29 protein-coding genes are annotated in these 24,001 nt (G+C 63.2%); 12 read left to right on the top strand and 17 right to left on the bottom strand.

Annotation, left to right across the window (positions count from 1 at the left end; genetic code table 11):
- Positions 1-94 precede the first annotated feature (94 nt).
- The 5 genes from rplI to JNB89_RS10210 form a co-directional block, all read right to left on the bottom strand.
- Positions 95-547: a 50S ribosomal protein L9 gene (rplI, locus tag JNB89_RS10190; RefSeq protein ID WP_013339085.1), complete on the bottom strand. Its 453-nt coding sequence runs from the start codon at positions 545-547 to the stop codon at positions 95-97.
- A gap of 27 nt (positions 548-574) precedes the next feature.
- Positions 575-850 carry a 30S ribosomal protein S18 gene (rpsR, locus tag JNB89_RS10195; RefSeq protein WP_006048825.1) on the bottom strand — a complete coding sequence of 92 codons (276 nt, stop codon included), beginning with the start codon at positions 848-850 and terminating at the stop codon, positions 575-577.
- A 2-nt stretch (positions 851-852) separates the two neighbouring features.
- Entirely contained in the window at positions 853-1,152 is a 300-nt protein-coding gene (gene priB, locus JNB89_RS10200) for a primosomal replication protein N (protein ID WP_013339084.1), read from the bottom strand.
- 65 nt (positions 1,153-1,217) lie between these two features.
- The gene (rpsF, locus tag JNB89_RS10205) at positions 1,218-1,592 is read right to left on the bottom strand and encodes a 30S ribosomal protein S6 (RefSeq protein WP_006048823.1); all 375 of its coding nucleotides are present in this window, start codon (positions 1,590-1,592) and stop codon (positions 1,218-1,220) included.
- 264 nt (positions 1,593-1,856) lie between these two features.
- Positions 1,857-2,771 carry a LysR family transcriptional regulator gene (locus JNB89_RS10210; protein ID WP_135893544.1) on the bottom strand — a complete coding sequence of 305 codons (915 nt, stop codon included), beginning with the start codon at positions 2,769-2,771 and terminating at the stop codon, positions 1,857-1,859.
- On the opposite strand from JNB89_RS10210, the gene JNB89_RS10215 reads away from it, so the two are divergent.
- The 5 genes from JNB89_RS10215 to lysM all read left to right on the top strand — a co-directional run bounded on the left by JNB89_RS10215 (position 2,770) and on the right by lysM (position 7,855).
- Positions 2,770-2,910: a hypothetical protein gene (locus JNB89_RS10215; protein ID WP_220362089.1), complete on the top strand. Its 141-nt coding sequence runs from the start codon at positions 2,770-2,772 to the stop codon at positions 2,908-2,910. The genes JNB89_RS10210 and JNB89_RS10215 overlap by 2 nt on opposite strands.
- An 80-nt stretch (positions 2,911-2,990) precedes the next feature.
- Complete coding sequence (gcl, locus tag JNB89_RS10220; RefSeq protein WP_220362090.1) at positions 2,991-4,766, top strand: glyoxylate carboligase; 1,776 nt, start codon at positions 2,991-2,993, stop codon at positions 4,764-4,766.
- A 102-nt stretch (positions 4,767-4,868) separates the two neighbouring features.
- The gene (hyi, locus tag JNB89_RS10225; protein WP_220362091.1) at positions 4,869-5,678 is read left to right on the top strand and encodes a hydroxypyruvate isomerase; all 810 of its coding nucleotides are present in this window, start codon (positions 4,869-4,871) and stop codon (positions 5,676-5,678) included.
- Between the two features lie 154 nt (positions 5,679-5,832).
- Complete coding sequence (locus tag JNB89_RS10230) at positions 5,833-6,741, top strand: 2-hydroxy-3-oxopropionate reductase (protein ID WP_220362092.1); 909 nt, start codon at positions 5,833-5,835, stop codon at positions 6,739-6,741.
- A 616-nt stretch (positions 6,742-7,357) separates the two neighbouring features.
- Entirely contained in the window at positions 7,358-7,855 is a 498-nt protein-coding gene (gene lysM / locus JNB89_RS10235; RefSeq protein ID WP_220362093.1) for a peptidoglycan-binding protein LysM, read from the top strand.
- A gap of 119 nt (positions 7,856-7,974) precedes the next feature.
- Here lysM and JNB89_RS10240 read toward each other — a convergent pair whose 3' ends face one another.
- From JNB89_RS10240 to JNB89_RS10270, 7 genes are all read right to left on the bottom strand, one after another.
- Positions 7,975-9,003, bottom strand: a complete 1,029-nt coding sequence (locus JNB89_RS10240) for an asparaginase (protein WP_220362094.1) — start codon at positions 9,001-9,003, stop codon at positions 7,975-7,977.
- Between the two features lie 90 nt (positions 9,004-9,093).
- Positions 9,094-10,020: a CysB family HTH-type transcriptional regulator gene (locus JNB89_RS10245; protein ID WP_013339077.1), complete on the bottom strand. Its 927-nt coding sequence runs from the start codon at positions 10,018-10,020 to the stop codon at positions 9,094-9,096.
- An 83-nt stretch (positions 10,021-10,103) separates the two neighbouring features.
- Positions 10,104-11,162, bottom strand: coding sequence for a sulfate/molybdate ABC transporter ATP-binding protein (locus JNB89_RS10250; RefSeq protein ID WP_013339076.1), 1,059 nt, complete (start codon positions 11,160-11,162; stop codon positions 10,104-10,106).
- On the bottom strand, positions 11,162-12,184 hold the full coding sequence (cysW, locus tag JNB89_RS10255) for a sulfate ABC transporter permease subunit CysW (protein ID WP_218741498.1): 1,023 nt from the start codon (positions 12,182-12,184) through the stop codon (positions 11,162-11,164). Before cysW ends, JNB89_RS10250 begins: the two co-directional genes overlap by 1 nt.
- A complete protein-coding gene (gene cysT, locus JNB89_RS10260) occupies positions 12,181-13,086 on the bottom strand; it encodes a sulfate ABC transporter permease subunit CysT (RefSeq protein WP_135893537.1) in 906 nt (301 codons plus the stop codon). Before cysT ends, cysW begins: the two co-directional genes overlap by 4 nt.
- A 154-nt stretch (positions 13,087-13,240) precedes the next feature.
- Positions 13,241-14,281 (bottom strand): sulfate ABC transporter substrate-binding protein, encoded by a 1,041-nt coding sequence (locus JNB89_RS10265; RefSeq protein WP_135893536.1) that lies wholly within the window; start codon positions 14,279-14,281, stop codon positions 13,241-13,243.
- A gap of 88 nt (positions 14,282-14,369) precedes the next feature.
- Positions 14,370-14,579 carry a hypothetical protein gene (locus tag JNB89_RS10270; RefSeq protein ID WP_135893535.1) on the bottom strand — a complete coding sequence of 70 codons (210 nt, stop codon included), beginning with the start codon at positions 14,577-14,579 and terminating at the stop codon, positions 14,370-14,372.
- An 11-nt stretch (positions 14,580-14,590) separates the two neighbouring features.
- On the opposite strand from JNB89_RS10270, the gene lexA reads away from it, so the two are divergent.
- From lexA to JNB89_RS10285, 3 genes are all read left to right on the top strand, one after another.
- Positions 14,591-15,253 carry a transcriptional repressor LexA gene (lexA, locus tag JNB89_RS10275; protein WP_013339072.1) on the top strand — a complete coding sequence of 221 codons (663 nt, stop codon included), beginning with the start codon at positions 14,591-14,593 and terminating at the stop codon, positions 15,251-15,253.
- Positions 15,254-15,352: 99 nt separating this feature from the next.
- Complete coding sequence (locus tag JNB89_RS10280) at positions 15,353-15,733, top strand: hypothetical protein (RefSeq protein WP_220362095.1); 381 nt, start codon at positions 15,353-15,355, stop codon at positions 15,731-15,733.
- 173 nt (positions 15,734-15,906) lie between these two features.
- A complete protein-coding gene (locus JNB89_RS10285) occupies positions 15,907-16,578 on the top strand; it encodes a DUF2939 domain-containing protein (protein ID WP_220362096.1) in 672 nt (223 codons plus the stop codon).
- Between the two features lie 46 nt (positions 16,579-16,624).
- Here the strand turns inward: JNB89_RS10285 and JNB89_RS10290 are convergent, their stop codons facing one another.
- Positions 16,625-17,089 carry a universal stress protein gene (locus tag JNB89_RS10290; protein WP_013339069.1) on the bottom strand — a complete coding sequence of 155 codons (465 nt, stop codon included), beginning with the start codon at positions 17,087-17,089 and terminating at the stop codon, positions 16,625-16,627.
- 272 nt (positions 17,090-17,361) lie between these two features.
- Here JNB89_RS10290 and nodI point away from each other — a divergent pair, with 272 nt between their 5' ends.
- Together nodI and JNB89_RS10300 are read left to right on the top strand one after the other, a co-directional pair.
- Positions 17,362-18,276, top strand: coding sequence for a nodulation factor ABC transporter ATP-binding protein NodI (gene nodI, locus JNB89_RS10295; protein WP_013339068.1), 915 nt, complete (start codon positions 17,362-17,364; stop codon positions 18,274-18,276).
- A 182-nt stretch (positions 18,277-18,458) separates the two neighbouring features.
- Positions 18,459-19,286, top strand: coding sequence for an ABC transporter permease (locus JNB89_RS10300; protein WP_220362097.1), 828 nt, complete (start codon positions 18,459-18,461; stop codon positions 19,284-19,286).
- Between the two features lie 70 nt (positions 19,287-19,356).
- On the opposite strand, the gene JNB89_RS10305 is transcribed toward JNB89_RS10300, so the two are convergent.
- On the bottom strand, positions 19,357-19,779 hold the full coding sequence (locus JNB89_RS10305; protein ID WP_013339066.1) for a hypothetical protein: 423 nt from the start codon (positions 19,777-19,779) through the stop codon (positions 19,357-19,359).
- Positions 19,780-20,103: 324 nt separating this feature from the next.
- Complete coding sequence (locus JNB89_RS10310) at positions 20,104-21,156, bottom strand: NADP(H)-dependent aldo-keto reductase (protein ID WP_013339065.1); 1,053 nt, start codon at positions 21,154-21,156, stop codon at positions 20,104-20,106.
- A 138-nt stretch (positions 21,157-21,294) separates the two neighbouring features.
- On the opposite strand from JNB89_RS10310, the gene JNB89_RS10315 reads away from it, so the two are divergent.
- Together JNB89_RS10315 and JNB89_RS10320 are read left to right on the top strand one after the other, a co-directional pair.
- Entirely contained in the window at positions 21,295-21,528 is a 234-nt protein-coding gene (locus JNB89_RS10315) for a DUF3820 family protein (protein WP_220362118.1), read from the top strand.
- A gap of 233 nt (positions 21,529-21,761) precedes the next feature.
- The gene (locus tag JNB89_RS10320; protein ID WP_220362098.1) at positions 21,762-22,091 is read left to right on the top strand and encodes a hypothetical protein; all 330 of its coding nucleotides are present in this window, start codon (positions 21,762-21,764) and stop codon (positions 22,089-22,091) included.
- A 368-nt stretch (positions 22,092-22,459) separates the two neighbouring features.
- Here the strand turns inward: JNB89_RS10320 and JNB89_RS10325 are convergent, their stop codons facing one another.
- Both JNB89_RS10325 and JNB89_RS10330 read right to left on the bottom strand, forming a co-directional pair.
- A complete protein-coding gene (locus tag JNB89_RS10325) occupies positions 22,460-23,191 on the bottom strand; it encodes a class I SAM-dependent methyltransferase (protein WP_220362099.1) in 732 nt (243 codons plus the stop codon).
- A gap of 397 nt (positions 23,192-23,588) precedes the next feature.
- Positions 23,589-23,768: a hypothetical protein gene (locus JNB89_RS10330; protein ID WP_220362100.1), complete on the bottom strand. Its 180-nt coding sequence runs from the start codon at positions 23,766-23,768 to the stop codon at positions 23,589-23,591.
- Between the last annotated feature and the right edge of the window lie 233 nt (positions 23,769-24,001).

A 24,001-nucleotide genomic window follows, 5' to 3' on the forward strand; every position in this document is an offset into this window, starting at 1 on the left:
CACAAAAAAGCAGGGGCCGGTTGCCCGGCCCCTGCCTCTAGCCAGCAACAACCTGGCCAATACTATCTGATACGCTCAGCGTGGATGCTGCGGCTTAGACGTGCTCGCCCAGCACCGACACCGTCACGTCGACAACGACGTCGGTGTGCAGCGAAACCTGAACCGGGTGGTCGCCCACCATCTTCAGCGGGCCTTCCGGCAGACGCACTTGCGCCTTTTCCACTGCAAAGCCTTGCTTGCCCAGCGCTTCGGCGATGTCGGCGTTCGTCACCGAGCCGAACAGACGGCCGTCCACGCCGGCCTTCTGGCCGATCTGAACCGTCGAGCCTGCCAGCTTTTCGCCTTGGGCCTGAGCCGCAGCCAGCTTTTCAGCGGCGATCTTTTCGAGTTCGGCGCGGCGCACTTCGAATTCGGCCAGCGCTTCCTTCGTTGCACGGCGAGCCTGCTTGTTCGGGATCAGGAAGTTACGTGCGTAACCGTCCTTGACCTTCACGATATCGCCCAGGTTGCCCAGATTGACGACTTTTTCCAGAAGAATGATTTGCATTCGGATGCTCCTTATCGCGTCGTCGGGTTAGGCCTTGTGCTGGTCGGTGTACGGCACGAGCGCGAGGAAACGCGCGCGCTTGATTGCCGTGTCCAGCTGGCGTTGATAGTGCGACTTCGTACCCGTGAGACGCGCCGGCGTGATCTTGCCGTTTTCGCCGATGAAGTCCTTCAGCGTTTCGATGTCCTTGTAGTCGATGTACTCGACGCCAGCGGCCGTGAAACGGCAGAACTTCTTGCGCTTGAAGAGCGGATTTTGTTGCTGACGACGCTTGTCGAATTTCTTACCAGTCGGGCGGGGCATGTTCAGTCCTTTCCAATGTCCTGCAATGCTGTGATGTGAAATACCAGAGTTCTTGCGTTGCGGTGCTTTTTAGCCAGGAAGCCTGTGAAGAGCGTTTCGACGCCCATCGGACAGCTTTCCAGCTTACCGCTCGCCTCGCCTGCGGCTACCGCCTGCATGGTCAGTTCGACTTGCCGGGCAATGCCGGCCTCGATTACTTCCGTGCGGTGCTGCAACGTGCAGCCTGCAATCGGAACGCCGGCGGGTGTGTACCGCACCGGTTCGCGTTCGACGACGCTGGCCGTTAGCTGCAGCCGGTTCATGTAGCCTTTCTATACCTGTTGGCGAAAAGCGGCGCGCTTTGATCTGGTAGCTTAAATAGTGTGTCTTAAGCCTGCGCTTCGGACGGTTGCGTAGCAGCCGACTTCTTGGCTTCTTCGCGCTGCACTTCCTTCATCATCGGCGACGGGCCGGTTTCGGCCTTCTTCATCTTGACGATGAGGTGACGCAGAACGGCGTCGTTGAACTTGAACGCGTGCTCCAGCTCGTCGAGCGTGGTTTGGTCGCATTCGATGTTCATGCAGACGTAGTGAGCCTTCGCGAGTTTCTCGATCATGTAGGCCAGTTGGCGACGGCCCCAGTCTTCGATGCGGTGGATCTGGCCACCGTGCGAGGTGATCGTGCTCTTGTAACGCTCGATCATGGCGGGCACCTGCTCGCTCTGATCGGGATGCACGATAAAGACGATTTCATAATGACGCATACACACTCCTTGTGCTGACTTTTGGATAGAAGCCACCCGGGCGTCGAACCGGTGTGGCAAGTGAGAAGCCGAAGATTGTAGCCCGATTAGGCCCCGGTTGCAAGCCATAGTCCCGCACCGGCAGCAGATTCAGGCGTCTTTTCAACTATTTAGCGACCGGCTTGGAGCGCAGGTAGCGAGCCAGCCGCCTCTCGCTGCCGGGCCGCAACGCCGCCCGGCCTTCCGCAGGCCGCGAACAGCCGACCCGCCCGCCGAAGCCACGCGCTAATACGCAGGCTGGTTCCAGTAGTCGTCGCTCGCGTAAATCTGCTTCAGATAATCGATGAAATAGCGCACCTTGGCCGGCACGTAGCGCTGCTGCGGGTAGACCGCGAGAATGTCGTAGTCGGGCAGCGCGAACTCGTCGAGCACGGTTTCGAGTTCGCCGCGCGCAAGCTGCTGCTGGATTTCCCACGTGGAGCGCCAGCCGAGGCCGAGCCCTTCGGACACCCAGCGGTGCAGCAGTTCGCCGTCGTTGCAGTCGAGGCTGCCGCCCACCCGCACCGTGACGAGCTTGCCGTTGCGGCGGAAGTACCAGCCGCGGTTCTGGCCGCCTTGCAGGTTGAACGCGAGACAGTTGTGGCGCGGCAGGTCTTCGAGCGTTTTCGGCTTGCCGTGCCGGCGGAAATACTCGGGGGTGCCGCAGACCACGCGCCGGTTCGAGGCGAGCTTCACTGCGACGAAGTTTGGATCGACCGCGCCGCCAATGCGGATCGACAGATCGTAGCCTTCGCGCACCAGATCCACCACCCGGTCCGTCAGGTTGAACGACACCTGCAGCTCAGGTTTGTCCGCGAGAAAAGCGGGCGCGAGCGGCGCGACGTGCTTGCGGCCAAACGCAGCGGGCGCCGACACGATCAGGTGGCCGTTTACCGCCCGGCGCCCCGCGCTCAGCTCGTTTTCCGCCTGGTCCCATTCGGTCAGGAGACCGCGGCAGCGCTCGAGGAACGCCGCGCCGTCCTCGCTGACCACGAGCCGCCGCGTCGAGCGGTACATGAGCTTGACGCCGAGGCGCTTTTCGAGCGCGTCGATGCGCCGCCCGAGTATCACCGGCGACACGCCCTCCTCCAGCGCTGCAGCCGCGAGGCTGCCGGCGTCGGCCACCCGCACGAAGGTTTCTATCTGCTTGAAGCGGTCCATGCCTGTCTCCTTCCTGTCGCCGCCGGGGGTGCCGGGCGTGCCGGGCGTGCCGGCGCTGTCGGCGCTGCCAGGGCTGCCGGCGTTGTCGTTCGCAGCGGCATTCCATACTTTTTGTTTCGAAATAAGCGACGTGGACTGATCTTATCAAACCTTTAGGTCGAGCCTAAAGTGCGTCCAACAGCGTTATTCGCCAATTTCCAGGATACAGAGGAGACATTCATGGCCAAGATGAGAGCCGTCGACGCCGCCGTGCTGGTGCTCGAAAAAGAAGGTATCGACACCGCCTTCGGCGTGCCGGGCGCCGCGATCAACCCGTTCTACTCGGCCATGCGCCGCGCGGGCAACATCAGCCACGTGCTCGCGCGCCACGTCGAAGGCGCTTCGCACATGGCCGAAGGCTATACCCGCGCGCAACCGGGCAACATCGGCGTATGTATCGGCACGTCGGGGCCCGCCGGCACGGACATGATCACGGGTCTCTACTCCGCCCAGGCCGACTCCATTCCCATTCTGGCCATCACGGGCCAGGCGCCGCGCGCGCGTCTGTACAAGGAAGACTTTCAGGCCGTCGATATCGAGTCAATTGCGAAGCCCGTCACCAAATGGGCGGTGACGGTGCGCGAACCGGCGCTCGTGCCGCGCGTATTCCAGCAGGCATTTCACCTGATGCGCTCGGGCCGCCCCGGTCCGGTGCTGGTCGATCTGCCGATCGACGTGCAGGTCGCCGAAATCGAATTCGACATCGACACCTACGAACCGCTGCCGGTCTACAAGCCAAAGGCCACGCGCAAGCAGATCGAAGCGGCTCTCACGTTGCTCAACGGGTCGGACAAGCCGCTGATCGTCTCGGGCGGCGGCGTGCTGAACGCAGCCGCCGAGGACCTGCTCGTGACGTTCGCCGAAACCGTCGGCGTGCCGGTGATTCCGACGCTGATGTCGTGGGGCGCGATTGCCGACGACCATCCGCTGATGGCCGGCATGGTCGGTCTGCAAACCTCGCACCGCTACGGCAACGCGACGATGCTCGCCGCCGATTTCGTGCTCGGCATCGGCAACCGTTGGGCGAACCGTCACACGGGCAGCATCGACGTCTACACGAAAGGCCGCAAATTCGTGCACGTGGATATCGAGCCGACGCAGATTGGCCGCGTGTTCGGTCCGGATCTGGGCATCGTGTCGGACGCCCGCGCCGCGCTCGAACTGTTTGTCGAAGTGGCGAGCGAATGGAAAGCCGCCGGCAAGCTGAAGGACCGCAGCGCATGGGTCGCCGATTGCCAGCAGCGCAAGCAGACCATGCATCGCAAGACGCATTTCGACAATGTGCCGATGAAGCCGCAGCGCGTCTATGAAGAGATGAACCAGGTGTTCGGTCGCGACACCTGCTACGTGAGCACGATCGGTCTTTCGCAGATCGCGGGCGCGCAATTCCTGCACGTGTACAAAGCGCGCAACTGGATCAACTGCGGCCAGGCGGGCCCGCTCGGCTGGACGATTCCGGCGGCGCTCGGCGTGCGTGCGGCCGATCCGCAACGCCCCATCGTCGCGCTGTCGGGCGACTACGACTTCCAGTTCATGATCGAAGAACTCGCGGCCGGTGCGCAATTCAAGCTGCCCTACGTGCATGTGGTCGTGAACAACTCGTACCTCGGCCTGATCCGCCAGGCGCAGCGCGCGTTCGACATGGATTTCTGCGTGCAGCTCGGCTTCGAGAACATCAATTCACCGCAAACCAATGGCTACGGTGTGGACCACGTCGCGGTGGCCGAAGGCCTCGGTTGCAAGGCGATCCGCGTGTTCAAGCCGGAGGAACTGAAGCCGGCGCTGCAAGAAGCGCAGTCGATGCTCTCCGAGTTCAACGTCCCCGTGATCGTCGAAGTGATTCTGGAGCGCGTGACCAATATTTCGATGGGCACCGAGATCGACGCCATCAACGAGTTCGAAGAGCTTGCGGTGACACGCGAGGACGCGCCCACCGCGATCAGCATCGCCGACTGAGATCACGAGGCGCGCGGGCGCGCTCTCTTCGTGCCCTCCTCGCGCCCTCTCCCGGCTCTCCTCGCGCTCTCATCCACTGACCGACCAACGAGAACACTCAACATGCCGAAATTTGCAGCGAATCTCACGATGCTGTTTAACGAAGTGCCGTTTCTCGACCGCTTTGCGGCAGCTGCGGACGCAGGCTTTAACGCCGTCGAGTTTCTGTTTCCGTATCCGTACAGGATTGCCGAACTGAGCGAGCGTCTTGCGCAGAACCGTTTGAAGCTGGTCTTGCACAACCTGCCCGCAGGCAATTGGGAAGCCGGCGAGCGCGGCATTGCATGCCTGCCCGATCGCGTGACCGAGTTTCAGGAAGGCGTGGGCCGGGCAATCGAATATGCGAGCGCGCTGAAGGTGCCGCAGTTGAACTGTCTCGTCGGCATTCCCACTCCAGGCGTGGATGCCGACAAGGCGCGCGCGACCATCGTCGATAACCTGCGTTTTGCAGCCGCCGAGTTGAAGAAGGCCGGCATCCGGCTGCTGGTCGAGCCGTGCAATGCGTACGACATTCCTGGCTTCGCGCTGAACCGCTCGAGCGAGGGTCTCGACGTGATCCGCGCCGTGGGTTCGGACAACCTGTTCCTGCAATACGACATCTATCACATGCAACGGATGGAAGGCGAACTCGCCGCGACCATCAAAAAGAATCTGCCGCAGATCGCGCATATCCAGCTCGCCGACAACCCCGGCCGCCACGAACCCGGCACCGGCGAAATCAACTACCCGTTCCTGTTCGAACTGCTCGACTCGATCGGCTACGACGGTTGGGTCGGCTGCGAGTACAAGCCCCGCACGACCACCACGGCCGGCCTCGTATGGGTGCAAAGCGTGGCGGGACAAACGCGCGGCGCGGCGCACGCGGCGGCCTGAGCGCAGTTGCATGAAGCGCAGTCGCATGAGCGAGCCTCCCTAAGCGACGTCCAACGGGGAAGGCGCCGCGCACGGCATCGCTCGAATCGGGCGCAGTGCGCCCACGAACACAGTCCCTCGCCGGGACAGCGAACAACACGGGAGATTCACACATATGGCAAAGATCGGTTTCATCGGGCTCGGCATCATGGGTGCGCACATGGCGCGCAACCTTCTCAAGGGCGGTCATACGCTGTTCGTGAACGGCGCCTACCCGGTGCCCGACGACCTCGGCAAGAGCGCGAACGTGGTGGCCAATTCAACTGCCGTCGCGCAAGCCGCCGATATCGTCATCATCATGGTGCCGGACACGCCTGACGTGGCCAACGTTCTGTTCGCCGACGACGGCGTCGCCGCCGGTCTTACCGCAGGCAAGCTCGTGATCGACATGAGCTCGATCTCGCCGCTCGACACGCAGACGTTCGCAAAGAAGATCAATGCACTCGGCGTCGACTACCTCGACGCGCCGGTGTCCGGCGGCGAAGTCGGCGCGCGCGAGGCGACGCTCACTATCATGGTCGGCGGCCCTGAAAAAGCCTTCGCGCAAGCAAGGCCGCTCTTCGAACTGATGGGCAAGAACATCTCGCTGATCGGCGAGAACGGCGCGGGGCAAACCTGCAAGGTCGCGAATCAGATCATCGTCGCGCTGAATATCGAGGCCGTGGCTGAAGCGCTCCTGTTCGCATCGCGTTCGGGCGCCGATCCCGAACGCGTGCGCAAGGCATTGATGGGCGGCTTCGCGTCGTCGCGCATTCTCGAGGTACATGGCGAGCGGATGACGAAGCGCACGTTCAATCCGGGTTTTCGGATCGAGCTGCATCAGAAGGATCTGAACCTCGCGCTCGACGGCGCGCGCAAGCTCGGCATCGCGCTGCCGCATACCGCAAGCGCACAACAGTTGTTCAGCGTGTGCGCGGCAAATGGCGGCAAGGCGTGGGATCACTCGGCGATGGTTCGCGCGCTCGAAATCATGGCCAATTACGAAGTCGCGCAGGCGCCGGAGAGCAAAGCGAAAGCAGCTTGACGACGCAGCGTTGGCGCGCGGCTGGCGCAGCCACAATTGCAGTAGCAGTTCCAGTTGCAGTCAGACCCACGCAAGTGTGCTCGCATCGCTTCACTGCAAAAGCGGCCGCGCGTCACGGCAAACGCAGATTGCGCAGTCAGTAACACCGGTTGCCGCCGGCGTCGTTTCATTCACGTCACGGCAATCGCCTGTGGGGCGCCCGGTTCGTCGCGCGGCATCGCGGCGAAACGGGCAAATCGGGCCGCTCTGGGCTGAGAGCGGCAAAGTGGGGTCCGCAGCGGCACCCGGCGGCGCCGGGGAAGCCTTGGTCGGTCAGACGTCGTCGTCGGGTGTCCGGCTGTCGGATTCTTCATCGCGTTGTGCATGGCGTCGTGCATCGCCCTCTGCATCGCGCTGTACGTCCCATCCATGCTTTGCATGCTTGCGTCATCAAGCACCGGCAATTTGCACGCGCTCTTGCATTTGCTTGCAACTTGGCGCGCTTTCCCTACCTTTCTTGACACTTCGCTGTCCGCTTTTCTCCTACACTCGTGAGTCCGTTGCCTGCGTATGCGCGGCAACGACTGCTTAACCGTACGCACAGCATGCTGGCGTACCAACACGAGGAGTGTGATCCATGGGTATTCTCAGCTTCATCAAGGAAGCCGGCGAAAAACTGTTCAGCGCGGCGTCCACGCCTGCCCAGGCCGAGGCCGCTGCGGCGACGCCCGACCTTGCGGCACTGAACCGGACCGCAGGCGACGCGATCGCCACTTACATCCGCAGCCAGGGTCTGGACGCCACCAACCTGCAGGTCACGTACGACGGAGTCAGCCACACGGTGACCGTTTCCGGCGAGGCGGCTGACCAGCCGACCAAGGACAAGATTCTGGTCGCAGCCGGCAACGTGCAGAACGTCGACAAGGTCGACGACCAGTTGAGCGTCACCGCGCCCGCCGCGGCGCCCACGCAGTTTCATACGGTGGTCGCGGGCGACAATCTGTGGAAGATCGCGGAGAAGTACTACGGTGGCGGCGCGAAGAACGACGCAATCTTCCAGGCCAACACGCCGATGCTCAAGAGCCCGGACAAAATCTACCCGGGCCAGGTGCTGGTGATTCCGCCGCTGCAATAAGCGACTTGCGCGCGTCCGCTGCATTGCTACGCGCGCAGCGGGATATAAAAACGCGGCGCCCGGCTTGACCGCCGGGCGCCGCGTTTTTCATTCGGTACATCGCTTCGCGACAGGCCGCGTCAATAGGTGTCGAACGCCTTTTGCAGCGCGACCGGACCTGCGCCGCCCGCGGCCAGCGCGAGCATCAGCAGCACCCGCGCCTTGTAGGGATTGAGCGAGCCCGCACTGACGAAACCGAGCGCATCGTCGGCAGCCGCGCCGTTGCGCATCACGTGTCCCGAGCCCACGCGCGAAGCACGCACCACGGCGACGCCTTGCGACGCCGCATCGGCCAATGCGTGCGCGAGCGACGCGTGAATCGAACCGTTGCCCGTCCCCGCTACGACGAGACCGCGCACGCCCGCTGTGACGAGCGCATCCACCGCAATGCGCGACACGCCGGCGTAGCTCGACACGATTTCCACATGCGGCCAGTTCGCGCCGATCACGAACTCGGTTGCCCGCGTGTGAGGACGCACCACGCTGCGCTGGAAATCCACCCGCCCGTCCTGCACCCAGCCAAGCGCGCCAATTTCCGGTGAGTGGAACGCGTCCACCGCATACGTGCTCGTCTTCACCACGTCGCGCGCGCTATGAATCTTGTTGTTGAACGCGACCAGCACGCCCTGCCCGCGCGCGGCCGCATGCGCGGCGACGGTCACCGCGTTCAGCAGATTGAGCGGGCCGTCCGCCGAGAGCGCCGACGCCGGGCGCATCGCGGCCGTGAGCACCACCGGCTTGTCCGACTTGACCGTCAGATGCAGCAGATAGGCGGTCTCCTCGAGCGTGTCGGTGCCGTGCGTGATCACTACGCCGTCGATGTCGTCGGCGGCGAGCAATGTGTTGATGCGCTGTGCGAGCGTGGTCCACAGCGCCGTGGACATGTCCTTGCTGTCGATGCTCGCAACCTGCTCGGGCGCAATGCGCGCCACCGTGGACAAGGCCGGCACGACCGAGAGCAGTTGCTCGACGCTGACCACGCCGGCCTGATAGCCGGCGGTGTTGGTCGCATCGGCAGCCGCGCCCGCAATGGTGCCGCCGGTGGCAAGCACGGCGATGCGCGGCAACGGCGCCGCGGCTTCGGACAAAGAGGGAGTCTGTGTATTCATGGCGGCGATTGTAAGCGATCGCGCGCCGCCTTCGCGCGCATTCGACGTTTCCACCGCCGCTTCGACCGCTCGCTCAGACGTTCGAAGCCCTCACACCGCTTCGCGCAACTGCGCGGCGATTTCCGCTTCGGTCAACTGCGGCGCGAACATCTCGATCAGACGGTACGCGTATGCACGCAGGAACGCGCCCTTGCGCAAGCCGACGCGCGTCGTGCTCGCTTCGAACAGATGCTGCGTGTCGAGCGCCACGAGTTCGGTGTCGCGCTTCGGATCGTAGGCCATCGCCGCGACTACCCCGATGCCCATGCCGAGCTCCACGTAGGTCTTGATCACGTCGGCGTCGATTGCGGTCAGCACCACGTCGGGCAATGCGCCCGCTTTCGCGAACGCCTGGTCGATATGCGAGCGGCCCGTGAAATCCTGGTCATACGTGACGATCGGGAACTCGGCGATTTCGTCGAGCGTCAGATTCGGCCGGCCGACGAGCGGGTGATCTTTCGGCACAACGACCACGTGATGCCACGAATAGCAGGCAAAGGTGACGATGTCCGGAAAACGGTCGAGCGCCTCGGTCGAGATGCCGATATCCGCCTCGCCGTTGATGATCATCTGCGCGATCTGTTGCGGGCTTCCCTGGCGCAGCGCGAGATGCACCTTCGGGAACACTTCGGTGAACTGGCGGATCACTTTAGGCAGCGCGTAGCGCGCCTGGGTGTGCGTCGTCGCCACGACGAGGTGACCACTGTCCTGATCCGCGAACTGGCGCGCGACGCGGCGCAGGTTCTCTGCGTCGAGCAGCATCCGCTCGATCAGCTGATGCACCGCCTTGCCCGGTTCGGTGAGCCCCGTAAGCCGCTTGCCGCGCCGAATGAAGATGTCGACGCCGAGCTCGTCCTCGAGATCCTTGATCTGTTTGGACACGCCCGACTGCGACGTGTACAGCACGTTCGCCACTTCCGTCAGGTTCATGTTCTGACGCACGGCCTCGCGCACGAAGCGCAATTGCTGGAAATTCATCTTGAAGTGTCCGCTTCAGCAAAAGTTGAATGATGAGAGTGCGCCGCGCGGCAGCGAATCGGCTCGCGCGAGGCCGCGCGCGTTCACTGCGCCGGGAACACACGGAGCGCGCGCGGCACCGCGGTCACGCCGTCGCCTACCGCGAGCTGCAGTTCGCGCCACGCTTCGCGGTCGAGTTCGGCTTCGAGCAGATTGCCCTCGCGGCCCGCGAGCTCCACTCGCACCGAGCCGCCCAGCGTCACGACGCGCCGCACGTCGACGACGATCCCCTCGCGATGCCCTGCCGACTGCGGATACAACTGCAGGTCGTGCGGACGCACGTATGCGAAAGCCGGACCGCTGAAGTCGGTGGCGATAGGCACCGGCAAAGCCGCGCCGTCCACCACGAAGCCGCTCGCGTCGACCTTGCCGTGCAGACGGTTCGCCGCGCCGAGAAACTCGTACACGAACGACGTTTGCGGGTGGTCATACACGTCCTGCGGACTGCCGACCTGCTCCACGTGGCCACGATTGAGCACGACGATGCGGTCCGCCACCTCGAGCGCCTCTTCCTGATCGTGCGTGACGAAGATCGTCGAGATATGCAGTTCGTCGTGCAGGCGCCGCAGCCAGCTGCGCAATTCCTTGCGCACCTTGGCATCGAGCGCGCCGAACGGTTCGTCGAGCAGCAGCACTTTGGGCTCGACAGCGAGCGCGCGCGCCAGTGCGATTCGCTGGCGCTGGCCGCCCGACAACTCGGACGGGTAACGCTGCGCGAGCCAGTCCAGTTGCACGAGCTTGAGCAACTCGTGCACCTTCTCGCGAATCACCGCTTCCGACGGGCGCTCCTTGCGCGGCTTCACGCGCAGACCGAAGGCCACGTTCTCGAACACCGTCATATGGCGAAACAGCGCGTAATGCTGGAACACGAAGCCCACTTCGCGTTCGCGCGCGCCGACCGTCGCCACGTCCTGACCTTGCAGAACGACCTGACCGCCGTCCGCGTATTCGAGACCTGCGATCACGCGCAGCAAGGTGGTCTTGCCGCATCCGGAGGGGCCGAGCAGCGCAACCAGTTCACCCGGCGGGAAATCGAGCGAGACATTATCGAGCGCGACGAAATCGCCGAAGCGCTTCTCCAGGTTACGTACGGTGATACCCATTACAGCTCTCCTTGCTTGAGCGGGTGTTGCTGCGAGACCGATGTCTTGTGCGGCAGCGCCGCGGCCGGCAGCGCGGCCGGGCCCGCGTGCGCGGGCACGTCGCCCGAGTGCGACAGTTCCGCGGACAGGTGACGCTCGGCGAGCAGCTTGAGCGCGAGCGTGACGAGCGCGAGCAGCGCCAGCACCGACGCCACCGCAAACGCCGCCGAGAAGTTGTATTCGTTATAAAGAATTTCGACGTGCAGCGGCATGGTGTCCGTCTGCCCGCGAATGTGGCCCGACACCACCGACACCGCGCCGAATTCGCCCATCGCGCGCGCATTGCACAGAATCACGCCGTACAGCAGGCCCCATTTGACGTTGGGCAGCGTAACGCGGCGAAAGATCTGCCAGCCGGAGGCGCCGAGCACATGCGCGGCTTCTTCCTCGTCGTTGCCTTGCGCCTGCATCAGCGGAATCAGCTCGCGCGCGACGAACGGGAACGTGACGAAGATCGTCGCGAGCACGATGCCGGGCACCGCGAAAATGATCTGCACGTTGTGCGCTTGCAGCCACGGGCCGAACCACCCTTGCGCGCCGAACATCAAGACGTAGATGAGACCTGAGATCACCGGCGAGACGGAAAACGGCAGATCGATCAGCGTGGTCAGCAGCGCCTTGCCGCGAAACTCGAACTTGGCGATGCACCACGAAGCGGCCAGACCGAACGCGAGATTGAGCGGCACCGCGATCGCGGCGGTGGTTGCCGTGAGCTTGATGGCGGCGAGCGCATCCGGGTCCGCGAGCGATTCCAGATAGAAGCCGAGCCCCTTGCTGAGCGCCTGATAAAACACTGCGACAAGCGGCACGACGAGAAAGAGCGCGAGAAACAGCAAGGCAATGCCGGTCAGCAGCCAGCGCACCGCGGGCGGCTCCGTGACGGGATCGGGCCGGCGCGCCACGTTCAGCGTTGCGCGCGGGGCCGCAGCGGGTGCGTCCATGGCGGCGGCGGTTTTAATGCTATCGACGGAATGGCGGGTCATTGAGCACCTCCGCCTACGCTTGCGACGCCCGCGACGCTCGCCGCGGCCGGCGCGGGCCCCGCGCTGCCGCGGCTCGTGCGGCGCTGCAAATACCACTGCAACGTGTTGATGAAGAGCAGCATCAGGAACGAGACGACGAGCATCACCACCGCGAGCGCGGTGGCGCCCGCGTAGTCGTACTGCTCGAGCTTGGTGATGATGAGCAGCGACGTGATCTCCGACTTCATCGGCACATTGCCGGCAATGAAGATGACCGAGCCGTATTCGCCGAGCGCGCGCGCAAAAGCGAGCGCAAAGCCCGTGAGCAGCGCGGGAAATACCGCCGGCAGCACCACGCGGCGAAACGTCAGCCAGCGCGACGCACCCAGGCAGGCCGCGGCCTCTTCCTGCTCGCGCTCGAACTCCTCGAGCACCGGTTGCACGGTGCGCACGACGAACGGCAAGCCGATGAAAGTCAGTGCAACCAGCACGCCCAGCGGCGTGAAGGCCACCTTCAGCCCCAATGGTTCGAGAAACTGCCCGATCCAGCCATTGCCCGCATACACGGCTGCGAGCGAAATGCCGGCCACCGAGGTAGGCAGCGCGAACGGCAGGTCGACCACGGCGTCGACGATGCGTTTGAACGGAAACCTGTACCGCACGAGCACCCATGCCACCAGGAAACCGAATACCGCGTTGATCAGCGCGCCGCCGAGCGCCGCAAAGAAAGTCAGCCGGTAGGAGGCGAGCACGCGCGGCGAGCTGACCGCGCGGACGAACTGACTCCAGTCGAGCGTCGCCGTCTTGAGAAAGGTCGCCGCAAGCGGAATCAGCACCACGAGGCTCAGATAAGCCACCGTGATGCCGAGAGTCAGGCCAAAACCGGGCAACGCGCTCGGTTTGCGGAAGGTCCACGTGTTCATGCTCGTTACTCTTTCAGTTGATGCTCGTGTTGCAGGCCGCCGGGGTCCCGATCGGCCAGAAGCGCGCCCGCGGCGCGCTACGCAACGACGCGCAGGCGCGCGTCGGATTGCCCTGCCCGCGCCGGCTGCGGCACGGGCATGGGCAGGGCCAGCGTTACTGCGGCTGGTAGATCGAATCGAACACTCCCCCGTCGGCGAAATGCGTTTTCTGCGCATTGGTCCAGCCGCCGAACGTGTCGTCGACCGTGTACAGCTTCAGCTTCGGAAACTTCGCGGTGAGCTCGGCCGGCACCTTGTTCGAGCGCGGACGGTAGAAGTTCTTCGCGGCAATCTCCTGGCCCTGCGGGCTGTACAGGAAGTCCAGGTAAGCCTCGGCGAGCTTGCGCGTGCCGTGCCGGTCGACCACCTTGTCCACCACCGCGACCGGCGGCTCGGCCAGGATGCTCACCGACGGCACCACGATCTCGAACTTGTCCGTGCCGAATTCCTTGACCGACAGGAATGCCTCGTTTTCCCACGCGATCAGCACGTCGCCGATGCCGCGCTGCACGAAGCTGGTAGTTGCGCCGCGTGCGCCCGAATCGAGCACGCCGGCATTCTTGTAGAGCTTGGCGACGAACTCCTTTGCCTTCTGGTCGTTGCCGCCCGGCTGATGCGCGGCATACGCCCACGCGGCGAGATAGTTCCAGCGCGCGCCGCCCGAAGTCTTCGGATTCGGCGTGACGATCGACACGCCCGGCTTGATCAGATCGTCCCAGTCCTTGATGTGCTTGGGATTGCCCTTGCGCACCAGGAACACGATGGTCGATGTATACGGCGACGCGTTGTCCGGCAGACGCTTCTGCCAGTTCCTGTCGACCAGGCCCTTGTTCGCGAGGGCGTCGATGTCATAGGCGAGCGCGAGCGTCACGACGTCGGCCTGCAGGCCGTCCAGCACCGAGCGAGCCTGCGCGCCCGAGCCGCCGTGCGACTGCTTGAAGGTCACGCTCTCGCCGGTCTGCGCCTTCCATTCCTTGCCGAAGGCCTGGTTCACGTCCTGGTAGAGCTCGCGCGTCGGGTCGTAGGAGACGTTCAGAAGCGTCGTGTCGGCGGCCTGCGCCTGCGTGATCGCGCCGAGCGCGGCTGCCGCGCCCAACGCAAGCGCTGCAATGAGTGTCCGGGTTCTGCTTGCCCGCCCCGTGTTGCGATGGTTCATGCCGGTTCTCCGCGTATTGGTTCGCTCAAAGCGAGTGATGTAGTTTTGGGTCGGGTCACGTGCACATGAGCGCGACTGGGAAGCCAGTCTAGCGAACGGCTTTCATCATTAAAAATAATGTTTGTTCATTTTTTAATACGCAAAAGTGGTAATGACAGCCGGACAAGGCGTTGCGGCATGAAAACGGCTGTGAAAACGCCGATCGCCGACGCTGCAGCGTGGTGGCCAGGCACAAACTTAAAGTAAAGCTTGAATTGCGCCGAATACTGTATAAAAATACAGCCACCTGTTCATCCATACAGTGGCGCCATGACCAAACTCACCGCACGACAGCAGCAGGTTTTCGATCTGATCCGCCGGGCCATAGAACGCACCGGCTTTCCGCCCACCCGCGCCGAAATTGCCGCCGAGCTCGGCTTCAGTTCGGCCAACTCGGCCGAAGAGCATTTGCGGGCGCTGGCCCGCAAGGGTGTGATCGAGCTTGCAGCGGGCGCATCGCGCGGCATCCGGCTGGTGCCGCCGCCGGAATTCGGCCAGGACGGCGGGCAGCACCAGTTCACGCTGCCGCATCCAGCTCTGATGCAGTTGTCGTTGCCGCTCGTCGGCCGGGTCGCGGCGGGTAGTCCGATCCTCGCGCAGGAACATATTGCCCAGCACTATGCGTGCGACCCCGCGCTCTTCTCGAGCAAGCCCGACTATCTGCTCAAGGTGCGCGGGCTCTCCATGCGCGACGCAGGCATTTTCGACGGCGACCTGCTCGCGGTGCAAAAGAGAAGCGAAGCGAAAGACGGCCAGATCATCATTGCGCGGCTTGGCGACGACGTCACAGTCAAGCGCTTGAAGCGCCGGCCCAACGGTATCGAGCTGATTGCCGAGAACCCCGATTACGAGAACATCTTCGTCGAGACAGGCAGTGCGGACTTCGCGCTGGAAGGCATTGCCGTGGGGCTGATTCGCCCCGGCGAATTCTGATCGCACGCCGGGGCTGGCGGTTCTGCCGTTCTGCTGCACATCAGCCCTCGCCTGCCACCGACTAACGCAGCATTCACGTTGTATCGCCCGGAGAGCCTCATGGAACGCCTTGCCCGCCTGTTGCCGTTTCGCCAGTTCGGCCGTCTGCGCCACCTGCGCAAGCTGGTGCCTTGCTCACTGATCGAAGCATCCTCGGCTACCACGGCCTCGCTGTTCGATTCGCCAGCAAGCGGCCCCGGCGTGCATGCCGCGCTGTCGTCCTCAATGTCGTCCTCACTGCCGTCGTCCTTGCCTGCGTTTGCACGCGTGTCGCTCAATTCGGGGCTCAATATGGCGGAGCCCGCGCGCCGCGCGCCGGTGCGGGTCTATCATGGGCCGTCGCGGCTCATCATGGTCGGCACCGTAGACGCGGTGTGCAGAATGATCGACCGTTGCATCGCCGAAGAAACCAACGTTCACGGCGCGGTGTTCGAGGCTTGAGGCGTTTGCCGGTGAGAGAAGCGGAGTCGGCAACGTCGCGCTCGAGCCGCTGAAACGCTTACTGCGGCGACGCTTATCGAACGGTTCATCGCATTGCCAGCCGCACCGGAGGGGATCGTTTCAGCGCCACGCCGGTCCACTCTGGGACCACACTAGATGGAGAGATCCGGCCAATGGCAGTTTCAACTCGCACAAAGCGCGGCGCCCGCCCGCTGATTGTCACGCTCATCGTTATTGTGGTGATTGCGGGCTTAGGTTTCGCCTATGCGTCGCCGTATATCGCGCTCAACAACCTGAAGCGCGCGGCCGACGCGCGGGACGCGCAGACCGTCAATCAATACGTCGATTTCCCCGCGTTGCGCGAAAGCCTGAAGCAGCAGGTCACGGGTCTGTTGACGCGGCGGCTCGACTCGCATGGAAGCGGTAATCCGTTGGCCGCGATTGGCGCGATGATCGGGGTCGCGTTGATTGGTCCGCTGGTCGACGCGTATGCGACGCCCGACGGCGTGGCCGCGTTGCTGAACGGCATCCCGCCACGCGGTGAACCCGGCGAGCGGCCGGCTGCGCAGAACCCGGCCGCCGCAAACGGCCCTGCATCGGCAACGCCCGGCACGTCTGACCGTGCGGATCAGAGTGCAGGCAACAGCGGGAACCCAGCAGTCGCGAGCAATGCAGGCCGCAACGCCGCGCCGCCACAGCCTCCGCAGACCACGGCCGGCTACCGCGGCCTCAACGAGTTCGCCGTCACCTATCAGCACGGCGCCGGCGACGCGCGTTACTCCGCGATCTTCATGCGCGAGGGCCTGTTCACGTGGAAACTGGCCGCGGTCAACCTCAACGAGTGAGCGCGAGCGCGGCCCTTCGCGTGATTCCCGGCGCCGCAATGCTCGCTCAGGCCGCCTCTTGCTGCTGCTCCTGCGCGGACGAACACGCGACCAGAATGCTGCACGACACGCGGTCGAGCAGCGGCGTATTGCCGGCACCCATCCACCATCGGGACAGCCCGGTGCGGCAACGGTGGCCGACCACCACGAGGTCCACATGCAGTTCGTTGGCCAGATTGGCGATCTCGTCGATCGGATGGCCGAACGCAAAGTGCCCCTGCGCCTTCACGCCGCGCGCGGTCAGCCAGTCCACGCCTTCTTGAAGAATGTCCCGCGCGGTCTTTTCGAAACTGCCGCACGCGACGTCGGTCAGCAGGCCCGCGCTTTGCGCAATGCTCGAACGCATGTCCACGACCGAGAGCAAATGCGTGTCCGCCTTGAGATCCAGCGCAAGATCGGCGCCGCAACGTAGCGCTTTGCGGCCTTCACGCGAGCCGTCGTAGCACAGCAGGATTTTCTGGTAGCTCGCCATCGTTTTCCCCTTTCCGCACAAGCGCGGTCTAAGTCAATCATGGTGCGCCGCAATTCAGCTTGCAAGGGATGGAAAACGCTAAGTGCTAATCAGCTTCGCCCCTGCCTTGTGCATGCAGGGCCCGGGCGACGGCGGCAGCGTCGGCTCCGCCCATGCGGCGGTGCAAGAAGCCGCCCGGCTGCACAGCCGGAGGCCAACAATGGGTGGCCGATGGCCTAGAATGAGCAGCCTTCCCGGTCATTCGCGACTTTTCCGGAGCCCCGATTTCATCCATGCCTGACACCGCCATCCAGTTTCAACAGGTTCAAAAAAGCTACGGCGAAAAGAAAGTTGTCGACGGCCTTTCGTTTCATGTCGAAACCGGCGAATGTTTCGGGCTGCTCGGACCGAACGGAGCGGGCAAGACCACCACGTTGCGCATGCTGCTCGGCATCGCCGCGCCCGACGCCGGTGCGATCCATCTGTGCGGCGAGCCGATTCCCGGCCGGGCGCGGCTCGCGCGGGCACGCGTCGGCGTGGTGCCGCAGTTCGACAACCTCGATCCCGACTTCACCGTCCGCGAGAACCTGCTGGTGTTCGGGCGGTACTTCGGCTTAAGCGGCGCGCAATGCCGCGCGATGGTGCCGTCGCTGCTCGAATTCGCACGTCTGGAAAGCAAAGCCGACGCGCGCGTGAGCGAGCTGTCGGGCGGCATGAAGCGGCGCCTCACGCTCGCCCGCGCGCTCGTCAACGATCCCGACGTGCTGATCATGGACGAGCCTACTACCGGCCTGGATCCACAGGCGCGGCACCTGATCTGGGAGCGCCTGCGTTCGCTGCTCGGGCGCGGCAAAACGATCCTGCTGACTACCCATTTCATGGAGGAAGCCGAGCGGCTGTGCGACCGGCTGTGCGTGATCGAGGAAGGACGCAAGATCGCGGAAGGCGCGCCGCGCGAGCTGATCGAATCGGAAATCGGCTGCGATGTGATCGAGATCTTCGGCCCCGATCCGCTCGCGTTGCGCGACGAACTCGCGCCGCTTGCGCAGCGGACCGAGATCAGCGGCGAAACGCTTTTCTGCTATGTGAACGACGCTGCACCGGTGCACGCCCGGCTCAAGCAGCGCACGGATTTGCGCTATTTGCACCGGCCGGCGAACCTGGAGGATGTGTTCCTGCGGTTGACGGGACGGGAGATGCAGGACTGAGCGCGCCCGGCGCTAGCGCGGCGGGTGCAGCAAACAGCACGCGAGCGCCATGCGAAACGCCACACGACTGCCACGCTGAAGACCGCCGCACACATCGCACGGGACATCGCCTCAGAACATCGCCCAAACGCCGCTGCAAACGCCGCCCCAGACACCGCCCCAAACGCCGCACGAGACCCGCAATGGACGCACGCACCTACCGAAGCAACGAAGCCGCGCCGCCCGCGCAGGCGCCGCTCGCCGCCCTGCCCGCGAACGCCGTCAACTGGATCGCGGTGTGGCGCCGCAACTATCTCGTGTGGAAGAAGCTGGCGCTGGCCTCAATGTTCGGCAATCTCGCCGACCCGATGATCTATCTGTTCGGCCTCGGCTTCGGCCTGGGACTGATGGTCGGCCGCGTCGACGGTGTGTCGTATATCGCGTTTCTCGCCGCGGGCACGGTGGCTTCGAGCGTGATGATGTCGGCGAGCTTCGAGTCCATGTATTCCGGTTTCTCGCGCATGCACGTGCAGCGCACGTGGGAAGCCATCATGCACACGCCGTTGACGCTTGGCGACATAGTGCTTGGCGAAGTGATCTGGGCGGCCAGCAAATCGGTGCTGTCGGGGGCGGCGATCATGCTGGTGGCGGGCGCGCTCGGCTACGCCAGTTTCCCGTCGATGCTGCTGGCGCTGCCCGTCATCGTGCTGACGGGGCTTGCATTTGCCAGCGTCGCGATGGTCGTGACCGCGCTCGCGCCGTCGTACGACTTTTTCATGTTTTATCAGACGCTGGTGTTGACGCCGATGCTGCTGCTCTCCGGCGTGTTCTTTCCGATCTCGCAGTTGCCTGCCGCCGCACGCGGCGCAGCGCAGGTGCTGCCTCTGGCACACGCCGTCGATCTGATCCGGCCGGCGATGCTGGCGCGGCCGCTGGAGAACGCCGCCGCGCATGTCCTCGTACTGGCGGCTTATGCAGTAGGCGGTTTTCTCGTTTCCGCCGTGCTGTTCCGGCGCAGGATGATGAAGTAAACCGTGTCTTCGCGGGCGTCGAACCGGGGCGGCCAACGCCCGCTTGCGATGCGGTGCGAGCGGCGCTCGCTCAGTCCTCGTCGTCGGTCCAGGGAATGTCGACGTCCGAGATGAACGCGACCGTCGCGAACGGACCGCCTTCGTGTCGCCCGATCTTGCCGTCTGCCCGCTGCCATTCGACGCGGAACACCGTGCCTGGGTCGTCCGCGATCAGGCGCACGGTCCGGATCTCGTCCGGATCGGCGTCTTCCACCGGACCATCGAGCGAGATCTGCAGCTCTTGCGGCCAAAGACCGTCAGCGGGATCGTAGATTTTGTCGCCGTCCGGGATCAGCGTGAAAGCTTCCACGCCGATGGTCGCCGACGCATCCACGATCATTTTGGCCAGCGCGCGCAGCAACGCGGTTGCCCGCGCCGAATTCGCCTGACGGATCGCAAGGTCCCCGCGCGTGAGCGCCTGCTCGAGTTTTGGGTTTGTTTTTTGTTGCGCCATTCGATGTCCTGAGTCCTATCGCTGTGTTGGGCAGCGCGGCGGACGCGCCGCCGCCCTGCCGTTTTTGGGCTGCATCGTATCATTCGCGCACCGGCCAACGCCATGAAGCGCGCGGCGCCGACGGCGCGAACGCGACGAGTGGCGAAGCCCGGCCTGCTCACCACAGTTTAGGTCGTGATTTGCCGACAGACAGGCACATTTGCCTTTCGTTGCAAGTCGTGGCGGCCGGGTGGGAGTTGGGGAGCGCCCTGAGGCGAGCGTGGCGGTCGACTGGGAGCCGCTGGCTTCAAGTCTCACCCGCGTGTGTCCACCTCGGCGGCTGCCTCAAGGCGCAGGGTTGGGCTGCAACTGATGCAGTGCGTCGATTTCATCGAGCACGTCTTGCGGCAGCTTCACATCGACGCTCGCAATGTTTTCCTTCAACTGATCGAGCGAGGTTGCGCCGATCAGATTGCTCGTCACGAACGGCCGGCTATTGACGAAGGCGAGCGCCAACTGCGCCGGTGACAGTCCGTGGCGCTTTGCCAGTTCGACGTAGCGCGAAGTGGCCGCAATCGCTTGCGGCTTGCTGTAGCGCTGAAAGCGCTCGAACAGGGAAATGCGCGCGCCGGCCGGCCGCGCCCCGCCCTCGTACTTGCCCGTCAACCAGCCGAACGCGAGCGGCGAATACGCGAGCAGCCCGATGTTGTCGCGATGCGCGAACTCCGAGAGCCCCGCTTCGTAAGTGCGATTGAGCAGACTGTACGGGTTCTGGATACTGACGATGCGCGGCAAGCCGAGCTTCTCCGACGCACGCAGAAACTGCGCGACGCCCCACGGCGTTTCGTTCGAGACGCCCACATGGCGCACCTTGCCCGCCTTCACGAAATCGCCGAGCACGGAGAGCGTTTCTTCGATCGGCACCGTGTATTCGTCGTCGACCCACGGATATGCCGGGCGGCCGAATGTCATCGTGTTGCGGTCCGGCCAGTGCAGTTGGTAGAGATCGACGTAATCCGTTTGCAGACGCTTGAGGCTGCCGTCGAGCGCCTCGGTGAGATTCTTGCGGTCGAACTGGTTGGTTTCGCCGCGGATATGGCGTGGGTTGTGCGGCTGACGCGCGGGCCCGGCGATCTTGGTGGCCAGCACGATCTTCTCGCGCGCGCTGCGATGCTGCGCGAGCCATGTGCCGATGAAACGCTCGGTCGAACCCTGCGTCTCCGCGCGCGGCGGGACCGGGTACATCTCCGCGGTGTCGATCAGGTTGACGCCGTGATCGAGTGCGTAGTCGATCTGCGCGTGCGCCTCCTGCTCGCTGTTCTGCTCGCCCCACGTCATGGTGCCGAGCCCGATCAGGCTGACCTGCACATTCGAATCGCCGAGTCTGCGGTATTCCATGGAAGCTGTCCTATCGTTGTATGAACATAAACCGCTGACGTTACCACGCCGGCGCGATGCCTGCAGCGAGGCTAGAATGCCGTGCTAGCTGGCGTCCGAGGACGCTCCACTCAAACCTTTATCGCGTCGCTCAACCTGGTGAATTCCGAACAGCTCGAACTGCTAGTCACGCGCACGATGCCCTTCGGCAAGTACAAAGGCCGCCTCATTGCGGATGTGCCCGGCCATTACCTGAACTGGTTCGCGAGTCAGGGCTTTCCACCGGGCGAGATCGGTCGGCTGCTCGCGCTGATGCACGAGATCGATCACAACGGTTTGTCGTCGCTGATCGAGCCTTTGCGGCAACGCCAAGGCTCGTCTTCTGCCGGATGACGATTGCTCGCGCCGCATCGTGACGCGGCCCGGAAATCAACCCACTGTTATCACTTGGTGCACAGTCGACATTGCTCGCGGCGGCAGCCATCTGCGCATGTAGCGGCGTGACAATGCGGCCCAAGAGAGCCCAGCGACAGCGCAGCCACGGGCGGTAACGCACGGACACAAATATCGCTGAACTCCTTCGCGCGCGACCTTTCTCATTCTTATATGAGGACGGGGAGACGATCGTGGGCAGGCTCTTTGCATCGGTGGCATTGCTGATCCTGACGGCAGCCGTTGGCGGATGCGCTGTTGCGCCGGCGTATGACTATGGCTACGCACAACCCTATTACCCCGGCTACGGCTATGCGTACGGCGCACCGTATGCACCGGTGTACGGCACGGTCGGCATCTGGAGCGGCTGGGGTGGGCGCTGCTGCTACGGCGGCGACCACTGGCGCGGCGGCGGTTGGCATGGCGGCCACGGCGGTAACTGGCACGGCGGCGGCTATGGCGGATCGCGAGGCGGCAGTTCGTGGAGCGGCGGCGGTTGGCACGGCGGAGGACGCAGCCATTGATATGGACGTCGAACGGGTTCGGGGGAAAGAAAGGGCAAAAATTGGCGGCGTTGTGATTGGTCACAGCGCCGCTTTCAGAGAGCCTTTTGCCGCTCGTTCGGCGCGCGGCGCATTGGCATCGTCAGGCTGCGGGAAGCGCTCTTCCGGACTAATAGCTGAGCCAGATTTCGCACACTTGCATGCCTGCCCCCGCGAGAGGTTTCATTTTGTCCAATGAACACATAGTATTGGCTCGCTAGCGAAAGCGTCTGTGGCCGCAATCAGCCGGGATCTGGTCCGCACCCTCCTATGCGAGACGACGACGTTGCGGCCCTCGTCACAATTTGGCGCTGATATAAAAAAGTCCCAGTTTTGACTGGGACGCTTGCTTACAGCAGCCCGATGGATCTTCCTCTGCGTCCCTGTGAAGTAAAGATCTCGCCGCGTTCAACGGTCGACCGACGAATTTTCCACAATTCCCGATGGACCTCTATACCGGAAATCATGCCGTTACGAGTCATTTCCTCCAGCAGTTCTATCATCAGATTCGCCGGAGATGGGACTCCAAACCAGCCGTTATCAGGCGATTGAAACGCGTCTTGAAACGCCCAGTTCCAATCTTCAATGATGTACAGACCGCCGGGGCGAAGCAGGGGAAAAAGTGTCTTAAACGACGTCTTCGTTTGCTCGTAAAAGTGGGAAGCGTCGTCTACCACGAGGTCCAGTTCACCACCAAAATCTTCATCGACGATCTGGCGGAGCTTCGATACATCGTCCTGCGACGTGCCGTAGTAAATCTTCGCGCGGGCGGAATTCTTCTCGACATACTGATCCAACGCAGGGATCGGCGTCGCGGACAACTCCAACGCGGAGATTTTTTCGGGGTTAAGAAGTTGATCCAGAAAGACAAATGAGCCGCCCTGATAAACACCCAACTCAAGCACTTTTCTGCAATCTTCCGGACGAAGCGATGTGTAGTGTCCGAGAAAATTTTTTGCCTTCATTAGAAGGAACTCATTCCCCTCAGATCTTATCTTGCTGCCACCGTGCTCATAATGCATGCGCAAAATGTACCCGCCCATCTCGAAGTCAGTTTCATTCTTCCAATTGAGATTATGCATGTTGTATGGCCTCTCTCGGGGTTTTTCATTATTGAAATGTTGACCGTTATTCCCTCTAAATGCGCACTTCTCAAGCGCACCTGAAAAGCCTACTACGCCAATATTACAAGGTAATTTCTTGCAAGATCTGCTATGCAACGTCCCGCGCGCCTGCTAATTTCCGACATAGTCGGTCACCGCAGGTTATTCGCGCGTCTATCATTTGCGGATTGAAGATCGGAAAGGCGAGATTCGGCGCGAGAGTTTTTATGTCTTTTCTCGCGGCGCTGAGATTGCAGGCAGGGGTTACCAGTTGGCGGGTAAGGGCCCGATTACATAAGATTGGCAGAAATGGGCGCACAAGATACGCGACGAGGGAAACAGCGCCTTGCACGAAGACACAGAGCCATCAAGAGGGTCAGTTGAAGAGCTTCGGCTTTTTGCGGAGCTCGTCCTGACGCACCTGTTCACGCTGCCGCACAAGGTCAGTGAGAACCTGCCCAAGACCTGATAGGTCCGGCGCAGCTTCCCCATCATATTCATGCGTCGCAATGGACGAGGCCCATCCGCGCAGGCGTTTAACGAGGTCGTTAGTCATCTGCCACTCCCAGACGGGTGGCGAGGAGAGCGCGGACCTACTACGTGACGCAGCACAAAGCGACGCGCGGCGCACTGCTTGACCTACACGCGAACCCGGCGACGACGGCGCGCGTTTATGACCGCTCCAAGAACGTAAAGCGTCGTGCACTGCAACTGCACGGATGCACAGGACTAGGTGCTTTGACGTACGAGCGAGGGGCGCCGCTCGCTTCCCAAAATGGGAATTTTCGC

Source organism: Paraburkholderia phenoliruptrix (assembly GCF_019511605.1).
GTDB classification, from domain to species: Bacteria; Pseudomonadota; Gammaproteobacteria; order Burkholderiales; family Burkholderiaceae; genus Paraburkholderia; species Paraburkholderia phenoliruptrix_A.